The sequence below is a fragment of the Virgibacillus sp. LDC-1 genome (genome assembly GCF_030137545.1).
Taxonomy (GTDB): domain Bacteria; phylum Bacillota; class Bacilli; order Bacillales; family Amphibacillaceae; genus LDC-1.
In genome coordinates, this window is record NZ_JARUVL010000002.1 from 153,729 (window position 1) to 176,000 (window position 22,272).

33 protein-coding genes are annotated in these 22,272 nt (G+C 37.6%); 18 read left to right on the forward strand and 15 right to left on the reverse strand.

Going from position 1 to position 22,272, the window contains the following annotated elements:
- Positions 1–127: 127 nt before the first annotated feature.
- The 5 genes from QBK89_RS02500 to QBK89_RS02520 form a co-directional block, all read right to left on the reverse strand.
- A complete protein-coding gene (locus QBK89_RS02500) occupies positions 128–337 on the reverse strand; it encodes a YuzI family membrane protein (protein ID WP_443089742.1) in 210 nt (69 codons plus the stop codon).
- A gap of 181 nt (positions 338–518) precedes the next feature.
- Positions 519–1,757 carry a beta-ketoacyl-ACP synthase II gene (gene fabF / locus QBK89_RS02505; protein ID WP_284139431.1) on the reverse strand — a complete coding sequence of 413 codons (1,239 nt, stop codon included), beginning with the start codon at positions 1,755–1,757 and terminating at the stop codon, positions 519–521.
- A gap of 44 nt (positions 1,758–1,801) precedes the next feature.
- Complete coding sequence (locus QBK89_RS02510; protein WP_284139432.1) at positions 1,802–2,740, reverse strand: beta-ketoacyl-ACP synthase III; 939 nt, start codon at positions 2,738–2,740, stop codon at positions 1,802–1,804.
- Between the two features lie 108 nt (positions 2,741–2,848).
- Positions 2,849–3,829 (reverse strand): BMP family ABC transporter substrate-binding protein, encoded by a 981-nt coding sequence (locus QBK89_RS02515; RefSeq protein WP_443089745.1) that lies wholly within the window; start codon positions 3,827–3,829, stop codon positions 2,849–2,851.
- A 76-nt stretch (positions 3,830–3,905) separates the two neighbouring features.
- The gene (locus QBK89_RS02520) at positions 3,906–4,520 is read right to left on the reverse strand and encodes a hypothetical protein (RefSeq protein WP_284139434.1); all 615 of its coding nucleotides are present in this window, start codon (positions 4,518–4,520) and stop codon (positions 3,906–3,908) included.
- Positions 4,521–4,676: 156 nt separating this feature from the next.
- Between QBK89_RS02520 and QBK89_RS02525 the strand changes: the two genes are divergently transcribed.
- On the forward strand, positions 4,677–4,856 hold the full coding sequence (locus QBK89_RS02525; protein ID WP_284139435.1) for a YjzD family protein: 180 nt from the start codon (positions 4,677–4,679) through the stop codon (positions 4,854–4,856).
- A gap of 162 nt (positions 4,857–5,018) precedes the next feature.
- Here the strand turns inward: QBK89_RS02525 and QBK89_RS02530 are convergent, their stop codons facing one another.
- Positions 5,019–5,366 (reverse strand): hypothetical protein, encoded by a 348-nt coding sequence (locus QBK89_RS02530; protein WP_284139436.1) that lies wholly within the window; start codon positions 5,364–5,366, stop codon positions 5,019–5,021.
- A gap of 158 nt (positions 5,367–5,524) precedes the next feature.
- On the opposite strand from QBK89_RS02530, the gene QBK89_RS02535 reads away from it, so the two are divergent.
- Complete coding sequence (locus tag QBK89_RS02535; RefSeq protein WP_284139437.1) at positions 5,525–6,343, forward strand: undecaprenyl-diphosphate phosphatase; 819 nt, start codon at positions 5,525–5,527, stop codon at positions 6,341–6,343.
- A 189-nt stretch (positions 6,344–6,532) separates the two neighbouring features.
- On the forward strand, positions 6,533–6,826 hold the full coding sequence (locus tag QBK89_RS02540; protein WP_284139438.1) for a hypothetical protein: 294 nt from the start codon (positions 6,533–6,535) through the stop codon (positions 6,824–6,826).
- A 73-nt stretch (positions 6,827–6,899) separates the two neighbouring features.
- Here QBK89_RS02540 and moaD read toward each other — a convergent pair whose 3' ends face one another.
- Genes moaD through QBK89_RS02565 form a run of 5 tightly spaced genes read right to left on the reverse strand, consistent with a single transcriptional unit; the run spans position 6,900 to position 9,367 of the window.
- On the reverse strand, positions 6,900–7,133 hold the full coding sequence (gene moaD, locus QBK89_RS02545; protein WP_284139439.1) for a molybdopterin converting factor subunit 1: 234 nt from the start codon (positions 7,131–7,133) through the stop codon (positions 6,900–6,902).
- A complete protein-coding gene (locus QBK89_RS02550) occupies positions 7,126–7,599 on the reverse strand; it encodes a molybdenum cofactor biosynthesis protein MoaE (protein ID WP_284139440.1) in 474 nt (157 codons plus the stop codon). The genes moaD and QBK89_RS02550 overlap by 8 nt, the downstream gene beginning before the upstream one ends.
- A gap of 2 nt (positions 7,600–7,601) precedes the next feature.
- On the reverse strand, positions 7,602–8,165 hold the full coding sequence (gene mobB, locus QBK89_RS02555) for a molybdopterin-guanine dinucleotide biosynthesis protein B (RefSeq protein WP_284139441.1): 564 nt from the start codon (positions 8,163–8,165) through the stop codon (positions 7,602–7,604).
- A gap of 48 nt (positions 8,166–8,213) precedes the next feature.
- Positions 8,214–8,525 carry a metal-sulfur cluster assembly factor gene (locus QBK89_RS02560; RefSeq protein WP_284139442.1) on the reverse strand — a complete coding sequence of 104 codons (312 nt, stop codon included), beginning with the start codon at positions 8,523–8,525 and terminating at the stop codon, positions 8,214–8,216.
- Between the two features lie 44 nt (positions 8,526–8,569).
- Complete coding sequence (locus QBK89_RS02565; protein WP_284139443.1) at positions 8,570–9,367, reverse strand: prolyl oligopeptidase family serine peptidase; 798 nt, start codon at positions 9,365–9,367, stop codon at positions 8,570–8,572.
- Positions 9,368–9,496: 129 nt separating this feature from the next.
- Here QBK89_RS02565 and QBK89_RS02570 point away from each other — a divergent pair, with 129 nt between their 5' ends.
- The 4 genes from QBK89_RS02570 to QBK89_RS02585 all read left to right on the forward strand — a co-directional run bounded on the left by QBK89_RS02570 (position 9,497) and on the right by QBK89_RS02585 (position 11,304).
- The gene (locus QBK89_RS02570) at positions 9,497–10,333 is read left to right on the forward strand and encodes a Cof-type HAD-IIB family hydrolase (protein WP_284139444.1); all 837 of its coding nucleotides are present in this window, start codon (positions 9,497–9,499) and stop codon (positions 10,331–10,333) included.
- A 135-nt stretch (positions 10,334–10,468) separates the two neighbouring features.
- Positions 10,469–10,621, forward strand: coding sequence for a hypothetical protein (locus tag QBK89_RS02575; RefSeq protein ID WP_284139654.1), 153 nt, complete (start codon positions 10,469–10,471; stop codon positions 10,619–10,621).
- Position 10,622: 1 nt separating this feature from the next.
- Positions 10,623–10,817, forward strand: a complete 195-nt coding sequence (locus QBK89_RS02580; RefSeq protein WP_284139445.1) for a DUF3813 domain-containing protein — start codon at positions 10,623–10,625, stop codon at positions 10,815–10,817.
- Positions 10,818–11,040: 223 nt separating this feature from the next.
- Positions 11,041–11,304 carry a NifU N-terminal domain-containing protein gene (locus tag QBK89_RS02585; protein ID WP_284139446.1) on the forward strand — a complete coding sequence of 88 codons (264 nt, stop codon included), beginning with the start codon at positions 11,041–11,043 and terminating at the stop codon, positions 11,302–11,304.
- Between the two features lie 86 nt (positions 11,305–11,390).
- Here QBK89_RS02585 and QBK89_RS02590 read toward each other — a convergent pair whose 3' ends face one another.
- Both QBK89_RS02590 and QBK89_RS02595 read right to left on the reverse strand, forming a co-directional pair.
- Positions 11,391–11,822, reverse strand: a complete 432-nt coding sequence (locus tag QBK89_RS02590) for a hypothetical protein (protein ID WP_284139447.1) — start codon at positions 11,820–11,822, stop codon at positions 11,391–11,393.
- A gap of 26 nt (positions 11,823–11,848) precedes the next feature.
- Positions 11,849–12,694, reverse strand: coding sequence for a YitT family protein (locus tag QBK89_RS02595; protein ID WP_284139448.1), 846 nt, complete (start codon positions 12,692–12,694; stop codon positions 11,849–11,851).
- A 135-nt stretch (positions 12,695–12,829) separates the two neighbouring features.
- Here QBK89_RS02595 and QBK89_RS02600 point away from each other — a divergent pair, with 135 nt between their 5' ends.
- From QBK89_RS02600 to yppF, 3 genes are all read left to right on the forward strand, one after another.
- Positions 12,830–13,690: a DegV family protein gene (locus tag QBK89_RS02600; RefSeq protein WP_284139449.1), complete on the forward strand. Its 861-nt coding sequence runs from the start codon at positions 12,830–12,832 to the stop codon at positions 13,688–13,690.
- Between the two features lie 168 nt (positions 13,691–13,858).
- Positions 13,859–16,072, forward strand: coding sequence for a beta-propeller domain-containing protein (locus QBK89_RS02605; RefSeq protein ID WP_284139450.1), 2,214 nt, complete (start codon positions 13,859–13,861; stop codon positions 16,070–16,072).
- Positions 16,073–16,158: 86 nt separating this feature from the next.
- Positions 16,159–16,353, forward strand: coding sequence for a YppF family protein (gene yppF, locus QBK89_RS02610; RefSeq protein ID WP_284139451.1), 195 nt, complete (start codon positions 16,159–16,161; stop codon positions 16,351–16,353).
- 50 nt (positions 16,354–16,403) lie between these two features.
- On the opposite strand, the gene QBK89_RS02615 is transcribed toward yppF, so the two are convergent.
- Positions 16,404–17,927: an alpha-amylase family glycosyl hydrolase gene (locus tag QBK89_RS02615; RefSeq protein ID WP_284139452.1), complete on the reverse strand. Its 1,524-nt coding sequence runs from the start codon at positions 17,925–17,927 to the stop codon at positions 16,404–16,406.
- A gap of 147 nt (positions 17,928–18,074) precedes the next feature.
- Complete coding sequence (locus QBK89_RS02620; RefSeq protein WP_284139453.1) at positions 18,075–18,446, reverse strand: YisL family protein; 372 nt, start codon at positions 18,444–18,446, stop codon at positions 18,075–18,077.
- A 187-nt stretch (positions 18,447–18,633) separates the two neighbouring features.
- Between QBK89_RS02620 and QBK89_RS02625 the strand changes: the two genes are divergently transcribed.
- From QBK89_RS02625 to QBK89_RS02660, 8 genes are all read left to right on the forward strand, one after another.
- Entirely contained in the window at positions 18,634–19,830 is a 1,197-nt protein-coding gene (locus QBK89_RS02625; protein WP_284139454.1) for an ornithine--oxo-acid transaminase, read from the forward strand.
- 147 nt (positions 19,831–19,977) lie between these two features.
- Positions 19,978–20,199, forward strand: coding sequence for a spore germination protein (locus QBK89_RS02630; RefSeq protein ID WP_284139455.1), 222 nt, complete (start codon positions 19,978–19,980; stop codon positions 20,197–20,199).
- Positions 20,200–20,204: 5 nt separating this feature from the next.
- Positions 20,205–20,414: a spore germination protein GerPB gene (locus tag QBK89_RS02635; protein WP_284139456.1), complete on the forward strand. Its 210-nt coding sequence runs from the start codon at positions 20,205–20,207 to the stop codon at positions 20,412–20,414.
- A 68-nt stretch (positions 20,415–20,482) separates the two neighbouring features.
- The gene (gerPC, locus tag QBK89_RS02640; protein ID WP_284139457.1) at positions 20,483–21,058 is read left to right on the forward strand and encodes a spore germination protein GerPC; all 576 of its coding nucleotides are present in this window, start codon (positions 20,483–20,485) and stop codon (positions 21,056–21,058) included.
- The gene (locus QBK89_RS02645; RefSeq protein WP_284139458.1) at positions 21,055–21,231 is read left to right on the forward strand and encodes a spore gernimation protein GerPD; all 177 of its coding nucleotides are present in this window, start codon (positions 21,055–21,057) and stop codon (positions 21,229–21,231) included. Before gerPC ends, QBK89_RS02645 begins: the two co-directional genes overlap by 4 nt.
- 11 nt (positions 21,232–21,242) lie before the next feature.
- Positions 21,243–21,623 carry a spore germination protein GerPE gene (locus tag QBK89_RS02650; protein ID WP_284139459.1) on the forward strand — a complete coding sequence of 127 codons (381 nt, stop codon included), beginning with the start codon at positions 21,243–21,245 and terminating at the stop codon, positions 21,621–21,623.
- Between the two features lie 68 nt (positions 21,624–21,691).
- Positions 21,692–21,910 carry a spore germination protein gene (locus tag QBK89_RS02655; protein ID WP_284139460.1) on the forward strand — a complete coding sequence of 73 codons (219 nt, stop codon included), beginning with the start codon at positions 21,692–21,694 and terminating at the stop codon, positions 21,908–21,910.
- 101 nt (positions 21,911–22,011) lie between these two features.
- Positions 22,012–22,218 (forward strand): DUF1657 domain-containing protein, encoded by a 207-nt coding sequence (locus QBK89_RS02660; RefSeq protein ID WP_284139461.1) that lies wholly within the window; start codon positions 22,012–22,014, stop codon positions 22,216–22,218.
- Positions 22,219–22,272: the final 54 nt, after the last annotated feature.

Sequence of the window (22,272 nt, forward strand, 5' to 3'; positions counted from 1 at the left end):
TCAAAATTGTTTCAGAGACAGTCATAATGGCGAAGCAGCTACATGAGTTTTTCCAAAACTGGTACATTTTGAACGTGTACCTTACCATCATTATGACCAACTAAAACAAAAAATATTCGATTGGATGTTAAGGTTTGGTCGGAAATTGAAAGATAGCAATTGTCATAATTACGATACCAATGGGAAGAAAATAACATTCCAACTGACCGCTTATATAAATAAAATATTCGGTCCATGACACGCCTGCTGGCAAGAAATTCATATAGGCAATTAAGGTTACACCGCCAGAAACAGCGAGCCCAAATCCGAGTAAAAAAATAAAAATTATTCCCACCATACCACCGCCCACGCTTGTCCAATGCTTTATACCATTTTATGCAAGCGAACAAGCATTCATGCAAGGCAATCCTTTATAGAAAGCAACTCGATAGGAAAGCACTATTTTTCACACGAAAAAAAGGCGTCCATAAATCTTTTATGACTTATGGAACAGCCCTTTTCAACATAATAAAACACTATTATTCATATTTCTTAAACAATAAGGAAACATTGTGACCGCCAAACCCTAATGAGTTACTCATTACAAAGCGAACAGCTTGCTTTCTTGCTTCATTTGGAACATAATCTAAATCACATTCAGGGTCAGGTGTCTCATAATTAATTGTCGGTGGAATCATTCCATTTTCAATTGTTTTAACAGAGATTACTGCTTCCACCCCACCAGCAGCTCCTAGCAAATGCCCTGTCATTGACTTCGTAGAAGAAACAGCTAATTGATCTGCATGATCTTTAAAAACATCGCGTATTGCTGCTGTTTCATACTTATCATTCAAATCTGTACTTGTCCCATGCGCATTAACGTAGTCCACACTTTCTGGATTAACTTGTGCGTCCTCCAGTGCTTGCTTCATCGCTCTTGCTGCGCCTTCTCCACTTTCTGCAGGAGCAGTAATATGATATGCATCCCCTGTAGCACCATAGCCTACAATTTCAGCATAAATGTTAGCCCCACGCGCTAAAGCAGAATCTAATGTTTCTAGTACCAGAAGACCAGCACCTTCCCCCATTACAAACCCGTCTCGATGCTTATCAAAAGGACGACTTGCTTTTGTTGGGTCCTCGTTAAATGTCAGAGCCTTCATGGATGAGAAGCCAGCAAACGACATATTTGTAATTGGTGCTTCTGCTCCACCAGCAATCATATAATCGACCTGTCCACGTTGCACAGCTTTAAATGCGTCACCAATAGAGTTCGCTCCAGAAGCACAAGCTGTTACTGAACAAGAATTAATTCCTTTAGCTCCTAATTGAATCGAAACTTGACCTGCCGCCATATCTGGAATCATCATAGGCACAAAGAACGGGCTCACACGACGATGCCCCTTCTCTAAAAACTTTCGAAATTGATCTTCATACGTTTGCATACCACCAATTCCTGAACCGATCCAAACTCCAACTCGTTCTGCATTGCTTTCATCAATAACAAGCTTTGCATCCTCAACAGCCATTTTTGCTGCAGCAACAGCAAACTGTGTAAATAGGTCCATTTTACGTGCATCTTTTTTATCCATATATTTTGCTGCATCAAAATCCTTTACCTCTGCAGCTACTTTTGCAGGAAATTCATCCTTATTCACATGTGTGACAAAGTCAACCCCTGACTTGCCTGCTATCAAGCTATCCCACATCGTTTGTACATCATTACCAAGTGGAGTAATCGCTCCAACCCCTGTGATGACTACCCTTCTATTCTCCAATTTTTACCCTCCTATCATGCATGGTTCTTTTTCTATTATCGCTATTATCGTCCCCAGCGAATTGCAACTGCACCCCACGTTAATCCGCCGCCAAAGCCTACGAGGACGATGAGGTCATTGTCTTTTATTTTACCGTTCTGAACGCTTTCTGATAAAGCCATAGGAATGGACGCTGAAGAATTATTTCCATACTTTTTAATTGTTGTTGCCATCTTATCCTCTGCAATCCCTAATCGCTCGCGTGCAGCATTCATAATTCGAATATTTGCTTGGTGCGGAATCAAATAATCTACATCTTCTTTATTATAACCTATCTTCTCAATGACATTAACCGAGGACTCTGGCATTTGTCGAACAGCGAACTTAAATACTTCTCTACCATTCATAATAATATGCTTTTGATCATCCTCATACAAATGCTTTCCACCAGTACCATCTGCTCCTAGCTCAAAGGATAGTATACCTTTACCTTCTGATACTTCACCTAGCACGACAGCACCGGCGCCGTCACCAAATAATACACACGTGTTACGATCCGTCCAATCAGTAATTTTCGATAGCTTCTCAACACCCACTACCAATATATGCTTATACGTTCCGGTTTCAATAAATTGCTTTCCAGTAATCATTCCATACATAAAGCCTGCACAAGCAGCACTTACATCCATTCCTGCCGCTTTTACTGCACCAAGCTTTTCTTGCAGCACACAAGCAACAGATGGAAATGGTGTATCAGGTGTAACAGTCGCTACTAAAATTAAATCAATATCCTCTGCCTGGATATTCGCATCCTCCAGCGCTTTTTGCGCTGCAAAATACGCCATATCCGATGTATCAACATCATCAGCAGCAATTCTTCTTTCCTCTATTCCAGTACGCGTGCGAATCCACTCATCGCTTGTATCTACTATTTTTTCCAAATCTTTATTTGTAACGATTTTTGGTGGAGCATAATGACCTGTTCCAATTACGCCAACGCCCATAAATCCATCCCCTTACACATAATGTTATTATCAAATGTTATGACTTGGTACTAATTTTAATGCAAAAAAGATTTTCTAGCAAGTAGTTCGCTAAAAACGCTTTTTTCCTTATTGCTGATCCGCGTATTGATTTGGTAAAAGTCCCGTTTCCTTATATTCGTCAATTGCCTTGTTTAACGTTAACTGAAAAGACTCGGGAACAATTCGGCTAAATGGAGAGAGTGAGATAATATTGTTTTTAAAATCAAAGGAATAAACCTTTCCCTTTAGCTTACTCTTATTAAATTTTTCAGCTGCTAAGCTATACAACATATCCACATGCTGTACCGTACTTGTCAATACCGCATCAGGATCAACATTGGATTGATCCATCACATATCCAATCGCATATAAATAATCATTAGCTGCAAGCTCCAGTATTTTTTTACTGAACGCATCTCCAACTGGATAAAAAACGTCGGCTCGTTTCTTTTTCATCTCTTCATACATATCAACAGCCTTTTCTGTTTCATTCCAATCATGAACATAATCAATTAACACATTAGCTGATGGATTTTGAAATTTTACCCCTTCATAAAACCCCTCTACTTCAGGCTGCCACTCATATGCTGCAATAATACCGACTTGATCGGTTAGGGTCATTTTTCCAGCAACCATCCCAGCAAAAAAACCCATGACATGTCCGTTAAAATTAAAGCTTGTTACATTGTTACTCGAATAAGAACCATTAAAATACACAAAGTGAACATCTGGATAGAGCTCTGAAATATCAACGAAATATTTACCAAAGCTGCTACTATGACCAAAAATTAAGTTGACTCCTTTGTGTGCGAATTCATCTACCGCATCAAGCACATCTTGCTCCGTTTTTACATTTTCTTTATAAAAAACGTCTACATCAAAGGAGTCCTTAATATGTTGCAGTCCTTCATAGCCCTTTGTATCCCATGATTTCTCCTTAATCGTTCCTTCCACTAGCATCCCGACTTTCTCTAGATTGCCTTGGTGTGCCATATCGCCACAGCCAGCTACTATTAAAAGTGAAATCATAATTAATTGAATGAGAATAAATCGTTTCAATGTAGGCACTCCAATCATTTAGCTATTCTTTGAGGTCAGGTCATTTGTCATGATAAGGCTCCACTGCTGCCTTTCTTATCTCTTCTTAAAGAAGATAATACCATGAATGACGTTCATAATGCTCCTTTAAAATACGCACGATGGTATTATTAGGTCTATTGTCACGAATACTGATAGAATTTTCAAGCTTTTTATTTTGATCCTTACTATGTTGAGATCTTACAGTTAGTGCTGGTTCCAAAAACGTATGATTTTTCCATTGTAACATAATCGGAATGAAATCCTTAACATATATTGCTTCTTGAATGAAAAGGTTGGACTTGAAGGGTATCCATTCTCCTCCTATACGTACACCATCATTTGCCATTGGCATCCATTCTCCAACAAGATACGGAATATGAATATCTATCATTTGATCATCTAGCTGCTTCATTTCCCTAGTTCCAATGCGTACGGCTCTATGCGAACTTGGTAATGGATGTTCATTTTGTTGTTCAATGATAAAAATATCATCATATCGCTTTTCATCTATCGTTTTGCAAAACGTAAATTGATCATTTCTACCAAAAAACATTGATAAATGATCTTTTTGATCCGTATCAACATGGTCGAATCCATACACTTTTTCACCTTGTTGGAGTAAATGATCTACAATGTGATATCCTATCCAATGAAAGCAATTCATAACCAAGGTTGTCATGAAAATCCCCCTTATTTTAAAGTCATATAACAATTTTATTCAGAAGAAATGCTTTTCATTTCTCCACTCATTTGATAAAATTAATGAGAATCATGTGCATAAATGAATATATACGTTTCATTAAATTATTTTAATATGAAAATCGAGGTGTATCCTATGCGTTATATATGGACAATAATTTGGGCAATGTTAATTAGTGGCGTGTTATCCTATGTACTTTCCAGTATGGCTGCAAACCCATTTGTTTTAAAAGACACGCTTATTTTAGGCGCAATTTTCGCGATCTTCATTTTTATTCTTGGTGAAGGTGTACTACGCGAAGAAAAGAGCAACTAATAGAACCGATATGCTATCGGTTTTACCGCTTTACATAAAGTATGCACGGAAAACCCTTGCCTTCTTGGGATGAACGGCAAGGGTTTTTCATTCATACTGGCATTCCTTTTTACTTGGCATGTTCGGTTTCCCGTAGAAATAACATAACGAGCTACTTTTCCGTTAATACCAAGGTAATGCACTAAGCGCTACGATTGCTGCGAGTGGTAATATTAATCGTCTAAAACGCCGTGGGTAAAAGCCATAGCCTCCATAACCGAATGGACCATAAAAGCCTGGGTACCCAAAACCAAATCCAGGATAGCCATAGCCGAGAAAACGACTTTCTTCAGCTGAGACCATTGGTGAATCGGTTTCATTATACGAAATTGGCACAGCAAAGTAAGCATACTCTTCGTCCAAGCCAGTTACTATTCCGTCAAACGTCGATCCATCATGCAGTTCGACAAGTACGTAGGAATGCATATGCTCCTTACACAATTTATATATATTTTTTTGATCATGTCTCATATGATACCCCTCCTCACCATTTAGGATATTCAAACGCCCAAATGGTGGTGACGGATGAAATGAGGAAGCTGTGATCAATTTATACATTGTTCAAAATACTGCTTGCACGCATATTTCAATCTTTTCTTTTTAGAATGTAAACAGGAGGTTACTTTTTTATGGAAATAGCAAATGAATTATGGTTGATAATTAAATATGTTGTACTCGGACTTATCCAAGGTTTTACCGAACCAATCCCGATTTCATCAAGTGGACATCTCGTTATTTTGCGTGAGTTATTCATGCTCGATATTAAAGGACTTTCCTTTGAGATTCTAGTTAATTTTGGTTCGCTAATTGCTGTTCTGCTCATCTATCGGAACGATATTATCCGATTAATACAAAATGGGTTTAGGTATCTTATATCAAGAGAAGAACAAGCAAAAGGAGATTTTCATTTTATCCTATTATTAGTAATAGCAACGATACCGACAGGCATTATTGGTATTTTATTTGAGGATAAAATAGGCGATCTTAGTAAAGCATCTACTGTTGGTATTACATTACTCATTACAGGACTTGCTTTGTGGATTATTCGTAATTTACGTGGTAGAAAAAATGATGGTGACATTACCATTAAAGATGCTCTCATAGTTGGGTTGGCTCAATCTGTTGCATTAATTCCAGGTATAAGTCGATCTGGTGCAACTATCGTAGCGGCGATGTTGCTTGGAATGAAGCAAGAAACAGCTCTCCGTTTCTCGTTTTTATTATATATTCCAGTAAGCTTAGGTGTTGGTATTTTATCAATCGGAGATATTGTGAACGATCCGAACATTGATGCACTAATGATTCCTTATTTACTTGCATTCATTGCTTCCATCATCGCTTCTTACTTTGCGTTAAAATGGTTTATAAATATCATGGCAAAAGGAAACCTTAAATATTTTGCTTTTTATTGTTTCATTGTCGGTGTGCTGGTACTACTTTTCATGTAATGCTTTTAAGCTTTTCCACCCCTATCCTAGTGGGTGGATTTTCTTTTCCTTCTTAAATTGTGTCTAAATCGTTAATATTTCTTTACAGATTTGTGAACATTTCTTATAATAAAGATGAATCAATTATTAGCACTATTATTTCTAGAGTTTTTTAATCACTTTTTAAACATAAACATGGGGGTATGGAAGATGGGACTTCTTGGATCAATTACAATTATATCGTTATTCTCATACTTTTTAATGGCATGTCTTTACTTTGTAACGAAAAAGTGGAGTGGAGTAAAACGTTTTGATGCAATCTTATCCTTTGCTTTTTGGCTAACGAGCATCATAGCATTAACGTATTTTGGCGTTCAAGCCACAGCAGGGCAGCATATCGTAACACCGTCCTTATGGATAACGATATTTGCATTTGGAAGTATGCTTGTGCTTGGAAAAGCATTTTTAGGCTACGGAAATACAAATACTTCAACAGAAAGCTAACTAAAAACTCTAACTTTGCTGGTACCAAAGTTAGAGTTTTTATTATGTTAAATACACCGTTAAATAGATGCCATTAGCCACCACTCACTGGAGGAATAAATGCGACAACATCCCCATCTACTAAGATGGAATTGTCTGTCACATATTCTTCATTGATCGCGACCATGACATTTTCCGTGTTTTGAATATCATACTTCCTTAGATATGTATTTTTCAATTCTTGAACAGTCATCCCCGCTGCTTCTACCGAGATTTTCTCTTTTCCGACAGATTCTTGAAGCTCCGCAAAAAATAATAGATCAACCATTGTTCATTTCCTCCTTAGAAGGTATCTTCTTCTCATAAGATATTTGTTCTTTCTGATCTCCTATCCATGAAGTACCGTCCTCCCAATGCTCTTTTTTCCAAATTGGGACAATTTCTTTGATCCGTTCGATAGCATATCGACTTGCTTCGAATGCATCATTACGATGCGGTGTAGAAACAGCAATAACAACAGCTACATCTGAAATATCTAATCGACCAATGCGATGAACAATAGCTGTTTGTGTATCTTTCCACTTTGCTTCAATTTCGGTACCAATTTGCAGCATCTTTTTTTCTGCCATTGATGCATATGCTTGATATTCTAAGTATAAAGTTCGCTTATCTTTCGTAAATTCTCTTACTGTACCGATAAATGTACTAATCGCTCCTGCTTCAGGACGAACTACTTGATTTATTGCTGCCTGTACATCAATTGGGTCCGTTGTAATCCAATAATTTTTGTCCATAGCTACCTCTTTCTCAAACATAATTCTGCCAATATTGGGATGTGATCGTCTAATTCTGATAAGGCAAATGTATAATAGTCATGTTCCTGACAAACGACGTTAGCATGCAAGCCAACAGCAACGATATTTGATAGTGTGCTTAGCAATTCTAAATCTTCCTCATTTCGAATTAAAACGATTTTAGGATAATGCGCTTGTTTATAGCCTTCCACTAACAATAAATCGAATGAAAAGGAACGATATAAAGCAATAATCTCTTCCAAAGAAAAGGAAGCCTCAGCGTTTAATTGCAAAAGGCTTTCTCCTTGCACTGTACTCACCTTAGCTCCTGCAAGCATATGTGAATGGCTATCTGTCCCCGATACATGTGTTGGATTACCACCATGTCCATGATGCTTAATTGTCCCTATTTTTATTTGATTTTTTGAGAGATATTCGATTAATTTCACCATGACGGTTGTTTTTCCTGCGTTTTTATAGCCTACAATTTGACTTATTAGAGTATTTTGCGACATTCCCATCTCTTTACCTCTATCTGCTTTTTTACAAAGAAAAGGCCGATCCATTCGATGAACCAACCCTCTTTTTCATAACAATACGTGTTCGTTTCAAAATCAGTCTGGAATTCCAAGCGCAATTTTTGCGTAGCGTGACATTCTTTCTTTCCCCCATGGCGGGTTCCAAACAATTTTAACTTCTACTTCCTTTACTTCTGGAATATCAGAAAGCGCTCGTTTAACATCTGATTCAATATGCCCTGCTAATGGGCACCCCATTGCGGTTAATGTCATTGTAACTGTACAGAGTCCGGCCGCATCCAATTCTACATCATATATTAAACCGAGATTAACAATATCTATTCCAAGCTCGGGGTCAATTACGTTCTCAAGCGCACCCATTAAATTTTCTTTTAATGCTTCCTCCATGCATTTCCCTCCTCTAACGCGATATATTCTTATTTAAACATATTTCATGCTTTTTTTAAATGATTTGCTTTACTATCTTGGAGCAGAAAATGTTCAAACCATTTAGTTGTTTCCTGCATTGCAAAACGACTAACTTTATGATCTCGATTCACTTCTTTTATAAAGCGGACATTTTTTCGATCCGGATATTGCTCTCTTACCTCTTGATAAAAACTATAAGATTGATCAAAAGGAACAACCTTATCTGCATCACCATGCCAAAATAAGAGCGGACGATTTGCTAGCGTTTCTTGTTGTAGCGATAAATCGATTCGCTCCAATTCTCTAAATAATTGTTGGATTGCTTCTTCGGACATAGGCAATGGACCTTCGCTCGTAAAGTGGTTCATAAGCTGTTTTGCATAAGCTGTAATACGGGGGGTTCCCATGAGAACTGCTGCTGCTTTAATCCACGGAAACTGTGTCATTGCCGCCGAGGTCGTAATTCCTCCCATGCTCGTACCAGCTACTCCAAAACGCTCGTCTAATAGAAGTCCTTCCCTGGAGAGATATGTTTTGATATGCAATAAATCCTGCAGATTTTGAAGCACAATATTCCAAAAAGCGAGCTGTCTTTGTTGAGAAGATAATGTATTGTCACGCTCGCCGTGATGAATACTATCTGGAAGTAGGACGCGAAATCCTTTTTCTGCAAGCATGTAAGCTAAAGGTAAATTTTGCTCCTTCGCACTTGTAAAACCGTGAAAGTATGTAACAATAGGAAGTGGATTTGCTTCCATTGTATAATCCTGAATGATAAGGGTAGGTATGCTACCGATGTTTAATTTTTGTATACCGATCATTCGCCACAACTCCTCATTAAGTTTCTCTCTACTATTCATCTTAATATCTTTTTTTATAAACATCAAAGTAATTCGCTCTTTACTTATTTAGAGAAGACTAATACACTAAAATAATACGAGGTGAAACAAATGAAAAATAACAAACATTTAATTGCATTAGATTTAGATGGAACACTTCTAACAGACAAAAAACAAATAAGCGATCGCACGAAAAAGATTGTATTACAGGCTATGAAAGAAGGACATGTCGTTGTTATCGCAACTGGCAGACCACATCGCGCAAGTATTGGTTACTATCATGAGCTCGGACTCCAAACACCAATGGTGAATTTTAATGGCGCATTAATCCACCACCCATTAGATAAAAAGTGGGACGCGCTTCATAATCCAATGCCAAAACGAACAGCACTTGGTATTGTTGATGCCTGTCATCAATTATCCGTTAAAAATATTCTAGCTGAAGTTCAGGATAATGTTTACATAGACAAATATGATGACGAAATCATTAGCATCTTTAATCAAGCATCAGCAAACACGAACTTTACGGTAGGAAATTTAAAAACCAAACTAAATGATGATCCGACATCTCTCCTTATTCACCCGAAGGAATCACATATTATTGAGCTTCGCAATCATTTAGACGACTATCACGCTGAAATGATTGAGCATCGTAAATGGGGAGCACCATGGAACATCATTGAAATCGTCAAAAAAGGAATGAATAAATCAGTTGGATTAAAAAAAGTGGCACATTATTATAACATTCCTCAAGAACGCATTATCGCTTTTGGGGATGAAGATAATGATTTAGAAATGATTGATTATGCTGGTGTTGGTGTTGCAATGGGGAACGCCATTGATGAACTAAAAAAGGTTGCCAAGCACGTGACAAACACGAATGAGCAGGATGGTATCGGTCAATTTCTAGAAGAATACTTAAAAATCAATGTAGAAAAAGCGATATAATTCTTAAAATGGACTTCCACAAAATGGAGTCCATTTTTAATTGCTTCCCTTCCCTCATTTTACCTGCAATATTCCAGTTATTCCGTATCATACTAGTAAAGAACGTTGAATACGTTCATTTTGCTGGGGGGGATTATGATGGGAAAAAAGAGTAAATCAAGACGATTTGTTCAATACGGATCTGATTCTGTTAAAAAGCATGCAGAACGATTTCCTTACCGTTCCCGTTTTTCTGATGTCGAGCGCAAGCACGAGGAAGCAGAAGACCATCATGTAGGAGGGTTTTAAATTGGAAAACAATAACTTATTCCAACAAGCTAAAAATGCTGTTCAGCAAATGATGAATATGCAAGGAAATGCGAATGAACAGGATAAACAAGCAGCTAAAAACGCAATCCAAGCAGCGTACAATGATTGTACACCAGAAGAAAAACAACATTTGCAGCAACTAGAACAGCAGCTTGAGCAACAACAACTAAGCTAACCTCCATCACATTGCCGTAAGTCCTTTGGGAATTTCCCGAACGCACTCCGTCTGTGATGGCAATTACCAATTCATTTATACAGGATGAAAAGGGATTGCTGCAAGCAGCTAACATACAAAGGATGCTCTAAGATAGAGCATCCTTTGTTTCATGCTTATCCTTTTTTCTTTCCTTAATTTCTGCTACTATGTAAGTACATATGAAAGATGAGGAGGAATAAAAATGAGTGTACGTGCGGAATCCACACCAAATCCGAATGCACTAAAATTTACGACGGATACATTAATTTTTGAAGGAACGAATAGTATTTCAGTAATGCCTGGTGATACAAGTGAACATGAAATTATGAATGACTTAATGAAGCTTGACGGGGTTGCCAATGTATTTGGCTATCAAAATTTTATTACCGTAAACAAAGATATGGATGCTGCATGGGAGACGCTTACTCCTAATGTAATGGAAGTTTTCGAAAAACACGGCTATTAATACTTTACATAAAGCTGTACGCTTAAACAACGTTCCGTGGAATCCTTCTTAGAAGGAAAGACACGGAACGTTGTTGTTTTATACCGTTATCGATAGGACAGGTCAACTGGAATATAATTCGGATTTACTTTTTCACCTGAGCTCGTCTTTCCATAGGCAGTAATAATCACAACTGGATCTTCATTTTCTTTCATATCTTCCGTAATATCCTGTTGTATTGTAAACTTCTTCCATCCCTCTTCCGTATCGAACGGAATACGTGATTCCTTTTTCACTACCGCTTTTCCTTGCTTCATTTCATAAAAAAAATCAATGTTTTTTCCTTTAGCTTCCCCTACCATTTCAATTTTTCCACCCGTAATCCGCACCTCTACATTACGGAAATTAGCGGCAACCTCTTGTTCTTGTGCTTCAGAAGCTGTCTTTATATTTGATTCTTGCTCGTTATTCTTCGGGTTTTCACTATTACTACATGCGATTAAACTAAAAGCAAGAAGTAAAAATACAATATATCTCATATACGCTCTTCCCCTATCTTCTATAGTTATGCTTCCCTTCTAAAAAAGCCAAATATTCCTGCTGTTTCGACGATATTTGTAAATGCATTCGGATCAATTTCTTTAATAATTTTTTCTAAATCATATAATTCATAACGGGTTATGACTAAGTAGAGCATATTTTTATTTTCATTAGAGTACGCTCCTTTAGCAGGAACGATGGTAATCCCACGAACCATTTTTTTATGAATCGCAAGCTGTAACTCTTCTGCTTTTCGTGTAATAATCATTGCCGTAACTTTTTCATGACGCGTATGAATTGCATCGATTACACGTGTTGTAACATAGAGTGCAACGAGTGTATATAATGCATTTTCAGGCTCGTACAATATTCCAGCTAATGCTATAATAATTGCATTTAAGGAAAGAAAATAGATACCAATCGGCCTATCCTTCATTCTCGATAGGACCATTGCTACGATATCCATTCCACCAGTTGATGCACCTAGCTTTAACGTTATCCCAACACCAGTTCCAGCAATCACACCGCCAAATACAGCATTAAGTAAAATGTCATCTGATATCGTTAATACCGGTAATATCGCTAAAAAAATCGACGTAAAAATAACAGACACAACACTGTAAATCGTAAAGCCTCTACCTACCTTCAACCAGCCGAGAATCGCGACTGGGATGTTAAACAAAAGTAATAAAATACCTGTACTTATTCCAACCCCAAGAAAATCTTTAAACACACTGGAAACAAGCTGTGCCGCTCCAGTAAACCCGCTTGCATAAACATTTGCACCAATTAAAAAGAAGTTCAAGGCAATTGAATTTAAAAAGGCACCGAAAATTACAATAACCATTCGCTTGGCTTCAACTAAAAACATGACAGCCTCCTCTGTTGGAATCAAATTCCTAAGTTTATTTTTCCATTTTTGAAAATATTATTAATTACACTTTGACTAAACAGCAATCAAGCTATAAACTGTTAGTAATATGATATATGAAATGAAGGTGAAAGTATGGCAATAAAGATTCTTGCTGATTCTGCCTGTGACTTAACAGAAAAACAGTATAACGAATATAACATTGAAATGGTACCACTTACCGTGCATTTGGATGAAAACGATTATGAGGATGGAAAAACCATTTCACCTAAGAAGGTATATGATGCGATGCGCGAAGGAAAAAGCGCAAAAACTTCCCAAGTATCTCCACAAACGTTTAAGACTATTTTTACATCTTATGCCAAAACAAATCAAGTCTTAGTGTATTTGGCCTTTTCATCTGAGTTATCAGGTACATACCAAACAGCAAAAATGATGGAACAGGAAGTAAAAGAAACATATCCAGACGCTCCAATCCATGTAGTCGATACAAAATGTGCATCAATTGGGTACGGCTTAGTAGTATTAGAAGCCGCAAAGCTCGCACAAGGCGGAGCAAGTCTTGATGAAGTATTAACAAGGGCAGCTTTTCATGCAACACACATGGAGCATATTTTTACTGTCGATGATCTTGAATATTTATATCGTGGTGGACGTGTTAGTAAAACAGCAGCATTTGTAGGCTCCTTGTTAAAGATCAAACCGATTCTTCATGTAGAAGAAGGAAAATTAATTCCACTTGAAAAAATTCGTGGCTCCAAAAAGCTTCTTGGACGAATGCTTGAGATTATGGAGGAACGTGGGGTTAATCTGAAAGAACAGACAATCGGAATAAGTCACGGTGATGACCTTGATAGAGCAGAGCAATTAGCAAGCATGATTCAGGATAAATTCGGTTGTAAAGATTTTGTCATCGAAATGGTTGGTTCTGCCGTTGGTGCTCATTCAGGACCAGGAACACTCGCACTCTTTTTTCTTAATTCAAATTCTAAATAATACGAGTAAAGCGGAACAAGCACAAGTTTGCCTGTTCCGTTTTTTGCTTGAGAAAATACTGCATTGTAAAACGACTTCTTCCCTTCTGCAATAGGTTATATCCCTTCAAAATGAAACAATACATTCACATTCGTCGTCTTACTAATAAAAAACAAACAAGGTGGGTAAATGATGAAACGAACACTTTTTATTGTGATACCAATTTGTATGGCACTTATTGCTACGGGAATTTTCTTATATAGAACATTTTTTATCCAGCCAATAGCAGAACTAGCATCTCCTTCTAGCTATGTGTTACAGGATAAAAATTGGCAGATTCACTTTAATCAAAAGATGGATCCTGCTTCATTTACAAAAGACAATCTTTTTGTAAAAAATGAGCAAGGAGAAAAAATTGATATATCTCTCAAATGGAACCATGACTATACAACAGTCACAATTGTCGCTCCAAAAAACGGATATGAACTTAATACGAATTATTCCATTGAAATTACAGAAGATGTGCAAACCACAGCTGGAAAAACGCTTGCACGAGCCTTTTCACACACTTTTCAAGCCGGGGAATCTCTCCAAAAAATTAAGGATAAAGCACAGCTAATGACATTGCTAAAGGAACGCATGAATCAGACAGGAGAAAATGAATTATTCAGTATGGAGATGGAGGATAGTAAAGCTGTCAATGAAAGTGCCGGAGAAGAAGCAGCAGTTTCATCTACCAATGTACAGGTCGCTGGCATCGATGAAGGCGATCGCATAAAAACAGATGGAGAATATATTTATTTTTCGCGTGAAAGAGATATTGTAATTGCTTCAGCCTCAAATGAGCAGCAAGTGACAACGATTTCCGAAAAGAACTTTACACCTGAGGAAATCTATCTCCATGACAACCTCTTAATTAGTATCGGCTATAAGCATGAACCTATGAGAGAAGTTATCCAAGAGGAAAAAGAAGCTTCTTCCTCAGAAGCTAAAAGGGATATTGCCATCTATCCGACTTATTCAAGCCAAACAACGATCTATTTATACGACTTATCTCATGCATCAAAGCCAAAGCGAATACGTGAAGTATCCCTTGAAGGCACTATTTCCGCTTCCCGAAAAATGGATGATCAGCTTTATATCATTGCCAATGAACGACCTCCCTTTCACATAATGGAAAATGAAACGATCGATCCACGACCATTTATAAAAGATAGTGCAAAAGGAGAGGATAGCGGGCCACTTGATTTTGAGAACATGTACTTTTTTCCGGATAGCAAGGATGATAACTTTATGGTCATTGCAGCGATTAACTTAAATGATCTTACAAAGGAAGCTGTCATAGAAAGTTACCTTGGTTCTTCTGATCATATATACATGTCAAAAAAACATTTATATACGACTGTCAACAAGTATGAACAGCCCGAAGCAGCTGCTTCATCAAACGAAAAAGCAGCTCTCCCCTCCACTGTCAGCCAAACAGAGATTGTCCAATTTAAAATCCAAAAAAAAGGCATACACTATAATGCTTCTACTACCGTTCCAGGTAGTCTAATTAACTCCTTTTCTATGGATGAACGGAATAAAACATTTCGCGTGGCAACGACAGAAAACGCGATAGGAGCTGGGGAAAAACCTTCTACTAATAATATGTATACGTTTGACCTTCAATTACAACCGCTTGGTTCTATCAAAGGCCTTGCGAAAGGAGAACGTATATATAGTGTGCGCTTCATGGAGGATGTTGCTTATATGGTAACTTTTAAACAAGTGGATCCACTATTTGTCATAGACCTTAAAAACCCGAAAAAACCGACCGTATTAGGAGAACTTAAAATCCCAGGTTTTAGTGATTATTTACACCCATTAGGCAAGCAGCATCTTATTGGCTTTGGACAGCAAACAAAGCTTGTTAAAGAAGGAAATGGTGATCCACAGGTTCGGATAGATGGGTTAAAAATATCTCTATTCGATATAACTAATCCTGCGAAACCAGTAGAGCAATCAAATGAAATATTAGGGCAAGGCCATTCTTATTCGGAAATAAATACGGATCATAATGCCTTATTTAAACATCCTACAAAAGATTTGTTCGGCATTCCTGCAACGCTTTTTGAAACGAAACGGGTTCAAAAAGGAGAAGCAGTCTATGAAGAACAACAATTTTTATATCAAGGATTATTTCTCTATGAGATTTCACCAACGAAAGGTATTGTCTTAAAGGGATCGATATCCCACCAGCCCAAAAATAATGCTCATGAACAGTGGGAATCCCAAATTCAACGTGCCGTTTCGATTGGAGATATGCTTTATACGTTTTCCATGGATGGTATGCAGATATATAATTTAAAAAAGGAAAAAACAACTGCAAAAGTAACATTCCCAGAGCAATCTGGATTTTGATGTAAAAAGAAAATAGCATGAACCGTTATTCTCCTTCATATATTTTAGTGAGTCGATTATCCCACTACACGATGAAGGAGAATTCTATGTTAATTAACAAATTAATCACTACTTTTGAAGCTGAACGCAACCAACTGCCTGAAAGCATGAATGATTTATTAGACTTCTATCAAAAAAAGTATATTTTTGGTGAAATTGATATTAGTGAGTATCGCAGGCTTTATGGATACTTAGCTGGGCGAGGTGCTATTTCCGCACACGAATACGAATATTCTTCTTAAAAGTCGAGTGAAAATAAGCATACCACCGTATTTAGTGGTATGCTTATTGTTTATGCCTTATTATTGTTCCAGGCTTGCTCCATGGAACGCTTTTTCTGTTTTTTACTTAAATAAAGTACAGCTCCTATAAAAAGGAAAAACACAAGCAGAATTGGTGCGATAAATAGCCAATTAAGCCCTTTATCCTCTTCTATCGTATACACTTCAGCTGTTTCACGATCCAACCCAATTTTATATGCGCCATTATCCCCTTCACGCGTAATATTATCTCCAAGCAAGCCTCGAAGCTGCTTTCCTGAAGTGACTCCATCAATCGAAACAACCCGTGATTCACTATCATTGTTAATGGCAATATAAATGGTTTCATTTTCGTAGGAACGTGAGAAGACACTCATTCCCTTATCAGATCCCACTAGCTTATAATCTCCTTTTCTTAAAGCAGGAAATTCATTTCTTAGTGCGGAAATTCGAGTATAAAACTCCTTTAATTCTGAATCACCACTATTAAAATCAACAAGTCGTTGATTATCCGGATATGCTCCCCCATACATCGGAATTTCCGAGCCTTGATACATACTCGGCACACCAGGAGTAGTATATAAATACGTTAATGCTAGCTTCCAGGCTGTTACAGAATTTCTTCCTTGCTCTGCAAATTGTTGCGTGAATCTCGGTGTAAACGGTGTATCTATCTGAAGAAGTCCTGTTGCTTTCGATCCGCTAGAATTCCATGCTTCGTATGTATCCTTTACGGGCTGATCTGAGTTTGAAAAAATATTGGTGATTGTACGATTGTATGCACGATTTTCTAAAAGATCTATGGCATCATTCTCGAGTAAATACGCTGGTGAATTATCTCCAAGCACTGTTGCAGTTAAAAGCATTGCTGGATTTTTTTCTTTGAGCTCTGCAGTAAATCTTTCCAAAAAAGCAGGCTGTGCCTCATCTACTCCATAAAGTCTTAAACCATCCACATTTGCTTCATCCATCCAATATTGTGCAGCATCCAATAAGTAAGCTTGGACCGCTTCGTTCTGCTGATTTAATACAGCTACTTCCGAAAGCCATGGTGCAGCATCCACAGTTACCGTTTCATTAGGAACAATCCAATCTGCCTTTGCGGAATCTGTAGCAAGTGGACTTTGTTTTGAAACATAATTTGGTACAAATTCGAGTAAAACCTTCATTTCTCGTTTATGTGCTTCATCCACAAGCTGCCGCAAGTCATCCATTGTACCGAACTGCTCTTCCACTTCATAAAAATTTTCGATCCAATAGCCATGGTAGCCATTTTGAGTGTTTGCCATAATCGGTGACAAGGAAAGCATTGTAAAGCCTAACTCTTTAATTTCATCCAGCTTTTGTGTAATCCCTTCAATATCTCCACCATGATAGGCCAACGGATTTTCAAGGTTTACTTGTTCATGATTTGATTGATCTGCATTATTAAAACGATCAACTAAAATATCATAAATAACTTGATTTGATACGTCATCAGCCGCACTCGCATGACCAAGAGGAAGACAATAAAAAAGTAATGGCACTAACAGAATATATATAAAATGCTTTTTCATTCTTATACCCCCAATAATAATTACGACAAGTGGTTCTCTTATTAAGCTTGATTCGTCAATAGGAACACCAGTACACAGGAAAGGGTCTGGCAAAAAATAGCCAGACCCTTATCCTTTTTTATTCACTTCTGATAGTGAAGTTGTTTCTTATGGCAGGAATCCAAAAGGAAGACGGCCAAAGCCAAGTATTAATGTAATTATTGTAGCAATGATAAGCTGTATCCATGCTCCTTTGGTAGACTTTCCTTTTGCTAGCTTCATACTGACCATTTCCATCGCTGCTATAATCCATACACCTGCTAAGCCTTTTACAATTGCTTCCCCTAATATTGCACCTTTTGCACTGAAATACCCTGCAAGAAGATCTCCACCAGAATATAAAATTAATAAATAATCTAGTCGTAGAATCATTTGCACAATTTTAGCGCCCTTCGCTTTCCCCTGCTTGCGAAGCACAATTGTAACAATAAACAAAATAAACGCAAGCACCCAAGCTGTTACATGTAAATGCGTATTCATCAAAATTTCCTCCTATTTCCTAACCTATTAAGTATTTCCTATCTTCATAGTAATAATCATACCACGTATTTCATCTAAATTCCTACCATTAGCTATCGAGCATTTAAAGAAAATTGAATTACTGTTATAATCATTTTATAGAATATTTTAATGATTCAAAGGGTTTCATAGATATGGGAGGGGTAAAATGAGACAAACAAGTCAAGAAGTCATTCATCAAACAGAAGCATTTGGCGCAAAAAATTATCACCCATTGCCGATTGTTGTTGCAAAAGCAGATGGCGTTTGGGTAGAGGATCCTGAGGGAAATCGCTATATGGATATGCTAAGCGCATATTCAGCTGTAAACCAGGGACATCGGCACCCAAAAATAATTGAGGCATTAAAAAAACAAGCTGACCGTGTTACACTAACTTCCCGTGCATTTCATAACGATCAACTCGGTCCGTGGTATGAAAAAATTTGCAAATTAACAAATAAGGAAATGGCTTTACCAATGAACACAGGAGCCGAAGCAGTGGAAACTGCTATCAAGGCTGCTCGTCGATGGGGCTATGATGTCAAAGGTATTACCGAGAATAAAGCAGAAATCATTGCATGTGAAGGCAACTTCCATGGGCGCACAATGACCGCTGTGTCATTATCCTCTGAAAAAGAGTACAAACGCGGATTCGGTCCAATGCTTCCTGGAATAAAGCTAATTCCTTATGGAGATATTGAAGCATTAAAGGCTGCTATTAATGAAAATACGGCTGGTTTTCTATTTGAACCTATACAAGGAGAAGCAGGAATTGTGCTGCCACCTGAAGGTTTCTTAAAAGAAGCGTTTGACGTTTGTCAACAAAATAATGTCCTTTATATCGCTGATGAGATTCAGGCCGGACTTTGTCGAAGTGGAAAAATGTTTGCCTGTGATTGGGAAGATGTATCACCTGATATATTAATCCTCGGAAAAGCGCTTGGCGGTGGAGTCATGCCGATATCTTGTATTGTCGCCAACAGAGACATTTTGGGCGTATTTAATCCAGGATCACATGGCTCTACGTTTGGCGGAAATCCGTTAGCATGTGCTGTCTCCATTGCAGCGATTGATGTATTGCTTTATGAAAATTTGGCAGATCGTTCGTTAGAGCTCGGCCAATACATGATGGAAGAATTAAGAAAAATATCTAATCCGACCATCAAAGAAGTAAGAGGAAAAGGACTATTCATTGGCGTGGAATTAACAGAATCGGCACGTCCTTACTGTGAACGATTAAAAGAAAGAGGACTTCTATGTAAAGAAACCCATGAAAATGTCATTCGCTTTGCTCCACCTTTAACCATTGAAAAAAATGATTTAGATTGGGCGTTAGATCACATTAAAGCAATCCTAGGAGGATAATACGTAAAGGCTGAATAACGAGAGGTGAATTCTCATATTCAGCCTTTTCTCTTTCCCTTTTCATTCACCGAATCATTATGTTTCTTCTCCTTGAAATAATCAACAATATAAATGATTAACATAAAATAATGATGAGGAGGGTTCCATATGCCAGCGATTGTAGGTGCAGTTAAAGTAATCAATGTATCCGGATCAAGTATTTTTAATATTGGTGATGTATATTCCATGGCGCCAGAAAGCACTGCCAAAACATACGCTGGTGGAGGCTCTTTCAATACAGGAGATGGAACACATATTAATCTTGCTAACTCCTATACGCAGGTGAATGATCCAGATCAACTGGATCAAACGATTACATCAACGAGGTGAATCACATGGATTTAACCATTTATCAATCCATTACTATTAATACCATAAAAGTTGGAGCTGTTATGAACTCGTCTGTTTTTCAAATTGGCACCTCTGGAAGCATTCAATCAAGATCAGACACTTATAATACAGGCGGGTATACCGAATTGGCAGAACCTGTCCCATACGTAGAGGGCGTATCCCCTGTCATCCCTCTCTCTCCTACAGGGCAATAGCACATTTTTCCTGCTTATGCATACGCTAAAGTAGACATTCGCCTATGAATTATGAAGGGGGAGCTTTTATGAACTATCATGATTGGAACAATTATTTATACCAATTACAGCAAGCTTATCAAGCGCAAAATGAACGTATGCAAGCGTTAGAGGAACGTGTCGATCAATTATCCACTAGCTTAAAAATGAAAAATAGAAATAACGTTGAAAAAATTGAATATCACTTTGATCAGCTGAAAATAGAAAAGCTAGATGGAACATTGCATATTGGTTTATCCCCAAATGATCTTGCAAATATAGACGAATTGAATATTCCAGAAGCAAACCAGGAGGACGAATGGAAACGAAGAGCGCTAGCCGATCTCACCAATTACTTACATCACAGCTGTCCAAATTTAATTCGTAGTCTTGCAGACGAATATCAAAAGCCCATTGATGAGGCTTATTTAACGCTTATCTTACAAGACATTGAAAAACAGCTTCCTCAACGAATTGAATTTTACGAATCAGAAGCGAAAAAGAAACACCTCGCAGGGCAAGAACTGGATGATTACGACTTCACCTGTGAAAAAATCAAGCAAGAAATTTTAAATTCATTAAGAAAGCATATGCAATCAACGAATAGTGAGGGAGAAGAAAAATGAATCTAGAAGTACACAATTGGGATCTTAATGTACAGAATGTGCAGGTTAAAGTAGTTACCTCCTCTTCTGTCTTTTTAATTGGAGATAACGAAGAAATTACACTTTCATCTTTTTTTGATACTCCACCTGAATCCTATATTATTGGCTCTGTCGTTCCTCTGGCTGCTGTATAAGGAGGGGTTATATGGGAATACGCACGTCACGAGTGAAACATATTGAAATTACATCTATCATTTTTTCCGGCATGTTTAATATTGGCGACTCCGGAATTGCACAACCACGATCAAAGGCAATTGCTATACAACAGCCCTTTGCCGTTTTTTCTAATAAGACGGATGAAACCTTTGCCCAATTCCCACTTTTCCGCATGAAACCACGATGGAATCTATCCAATCCGAAAGAAGTTCATCTTAAAACGACAAACCATAAAAACACGATCAATGTACAGGATATAAATATTACCGGGATAAGTCAGTCTGGAATTACCCAAATCGGAAATTTAGATATCATTGACTCCGAATCGAGAATAAAGCACATTCGTAAACTTCCAGGAACAAACCGATAAGTTGACCTACACAAGTAGCATGTACTAGTCATATTATGAACTAAACTTACCATTAGAAGGTGTTTTCCATGCCATCTATTGTTGGACCCGTTAAAATAAATAGTGTTGGCGGAGGGGTAGTAAATTTTGGGGATTCCTTTTATTTATCTCCAAAAAGCAATTCCAAAACAAATACAGGTTCTGGTTCACTAAACACCGGGGATTTTATTTGTACTAACACTGGAGTAAGCTCCACAAATCCATTTGATCCTGATGCAACAGATCAAAATGTAACCGCAAATGCATAACAGAGTGTTTTCCCTTTCAACATGGAAACACTCTGTTTGCATTTGAAATATCTATCATATTTCGATGTTAATGGGAAAACATAAAATATGGAGGTGATAATATGACAGTAGGTACACAAATGCAACAAGCGATATCAAGCTGCCAAAGTGTGCTAGCTAGCTTGAATAGCTTTTCTTTAGAAACGGAAGATCAAAATGCAAAGCAAATGTTTCAAAACATGGCACAGCAACAACAAACGATACTAGATAATCTTAATGCCAGACTACAATACATTCAATCCGAGGAACCCCAATTTAAACAGCAATAGCAATGAAGACGTAGGACAACCTGTCTAGCTTTATAGAGACGGGCTGAAACAAAA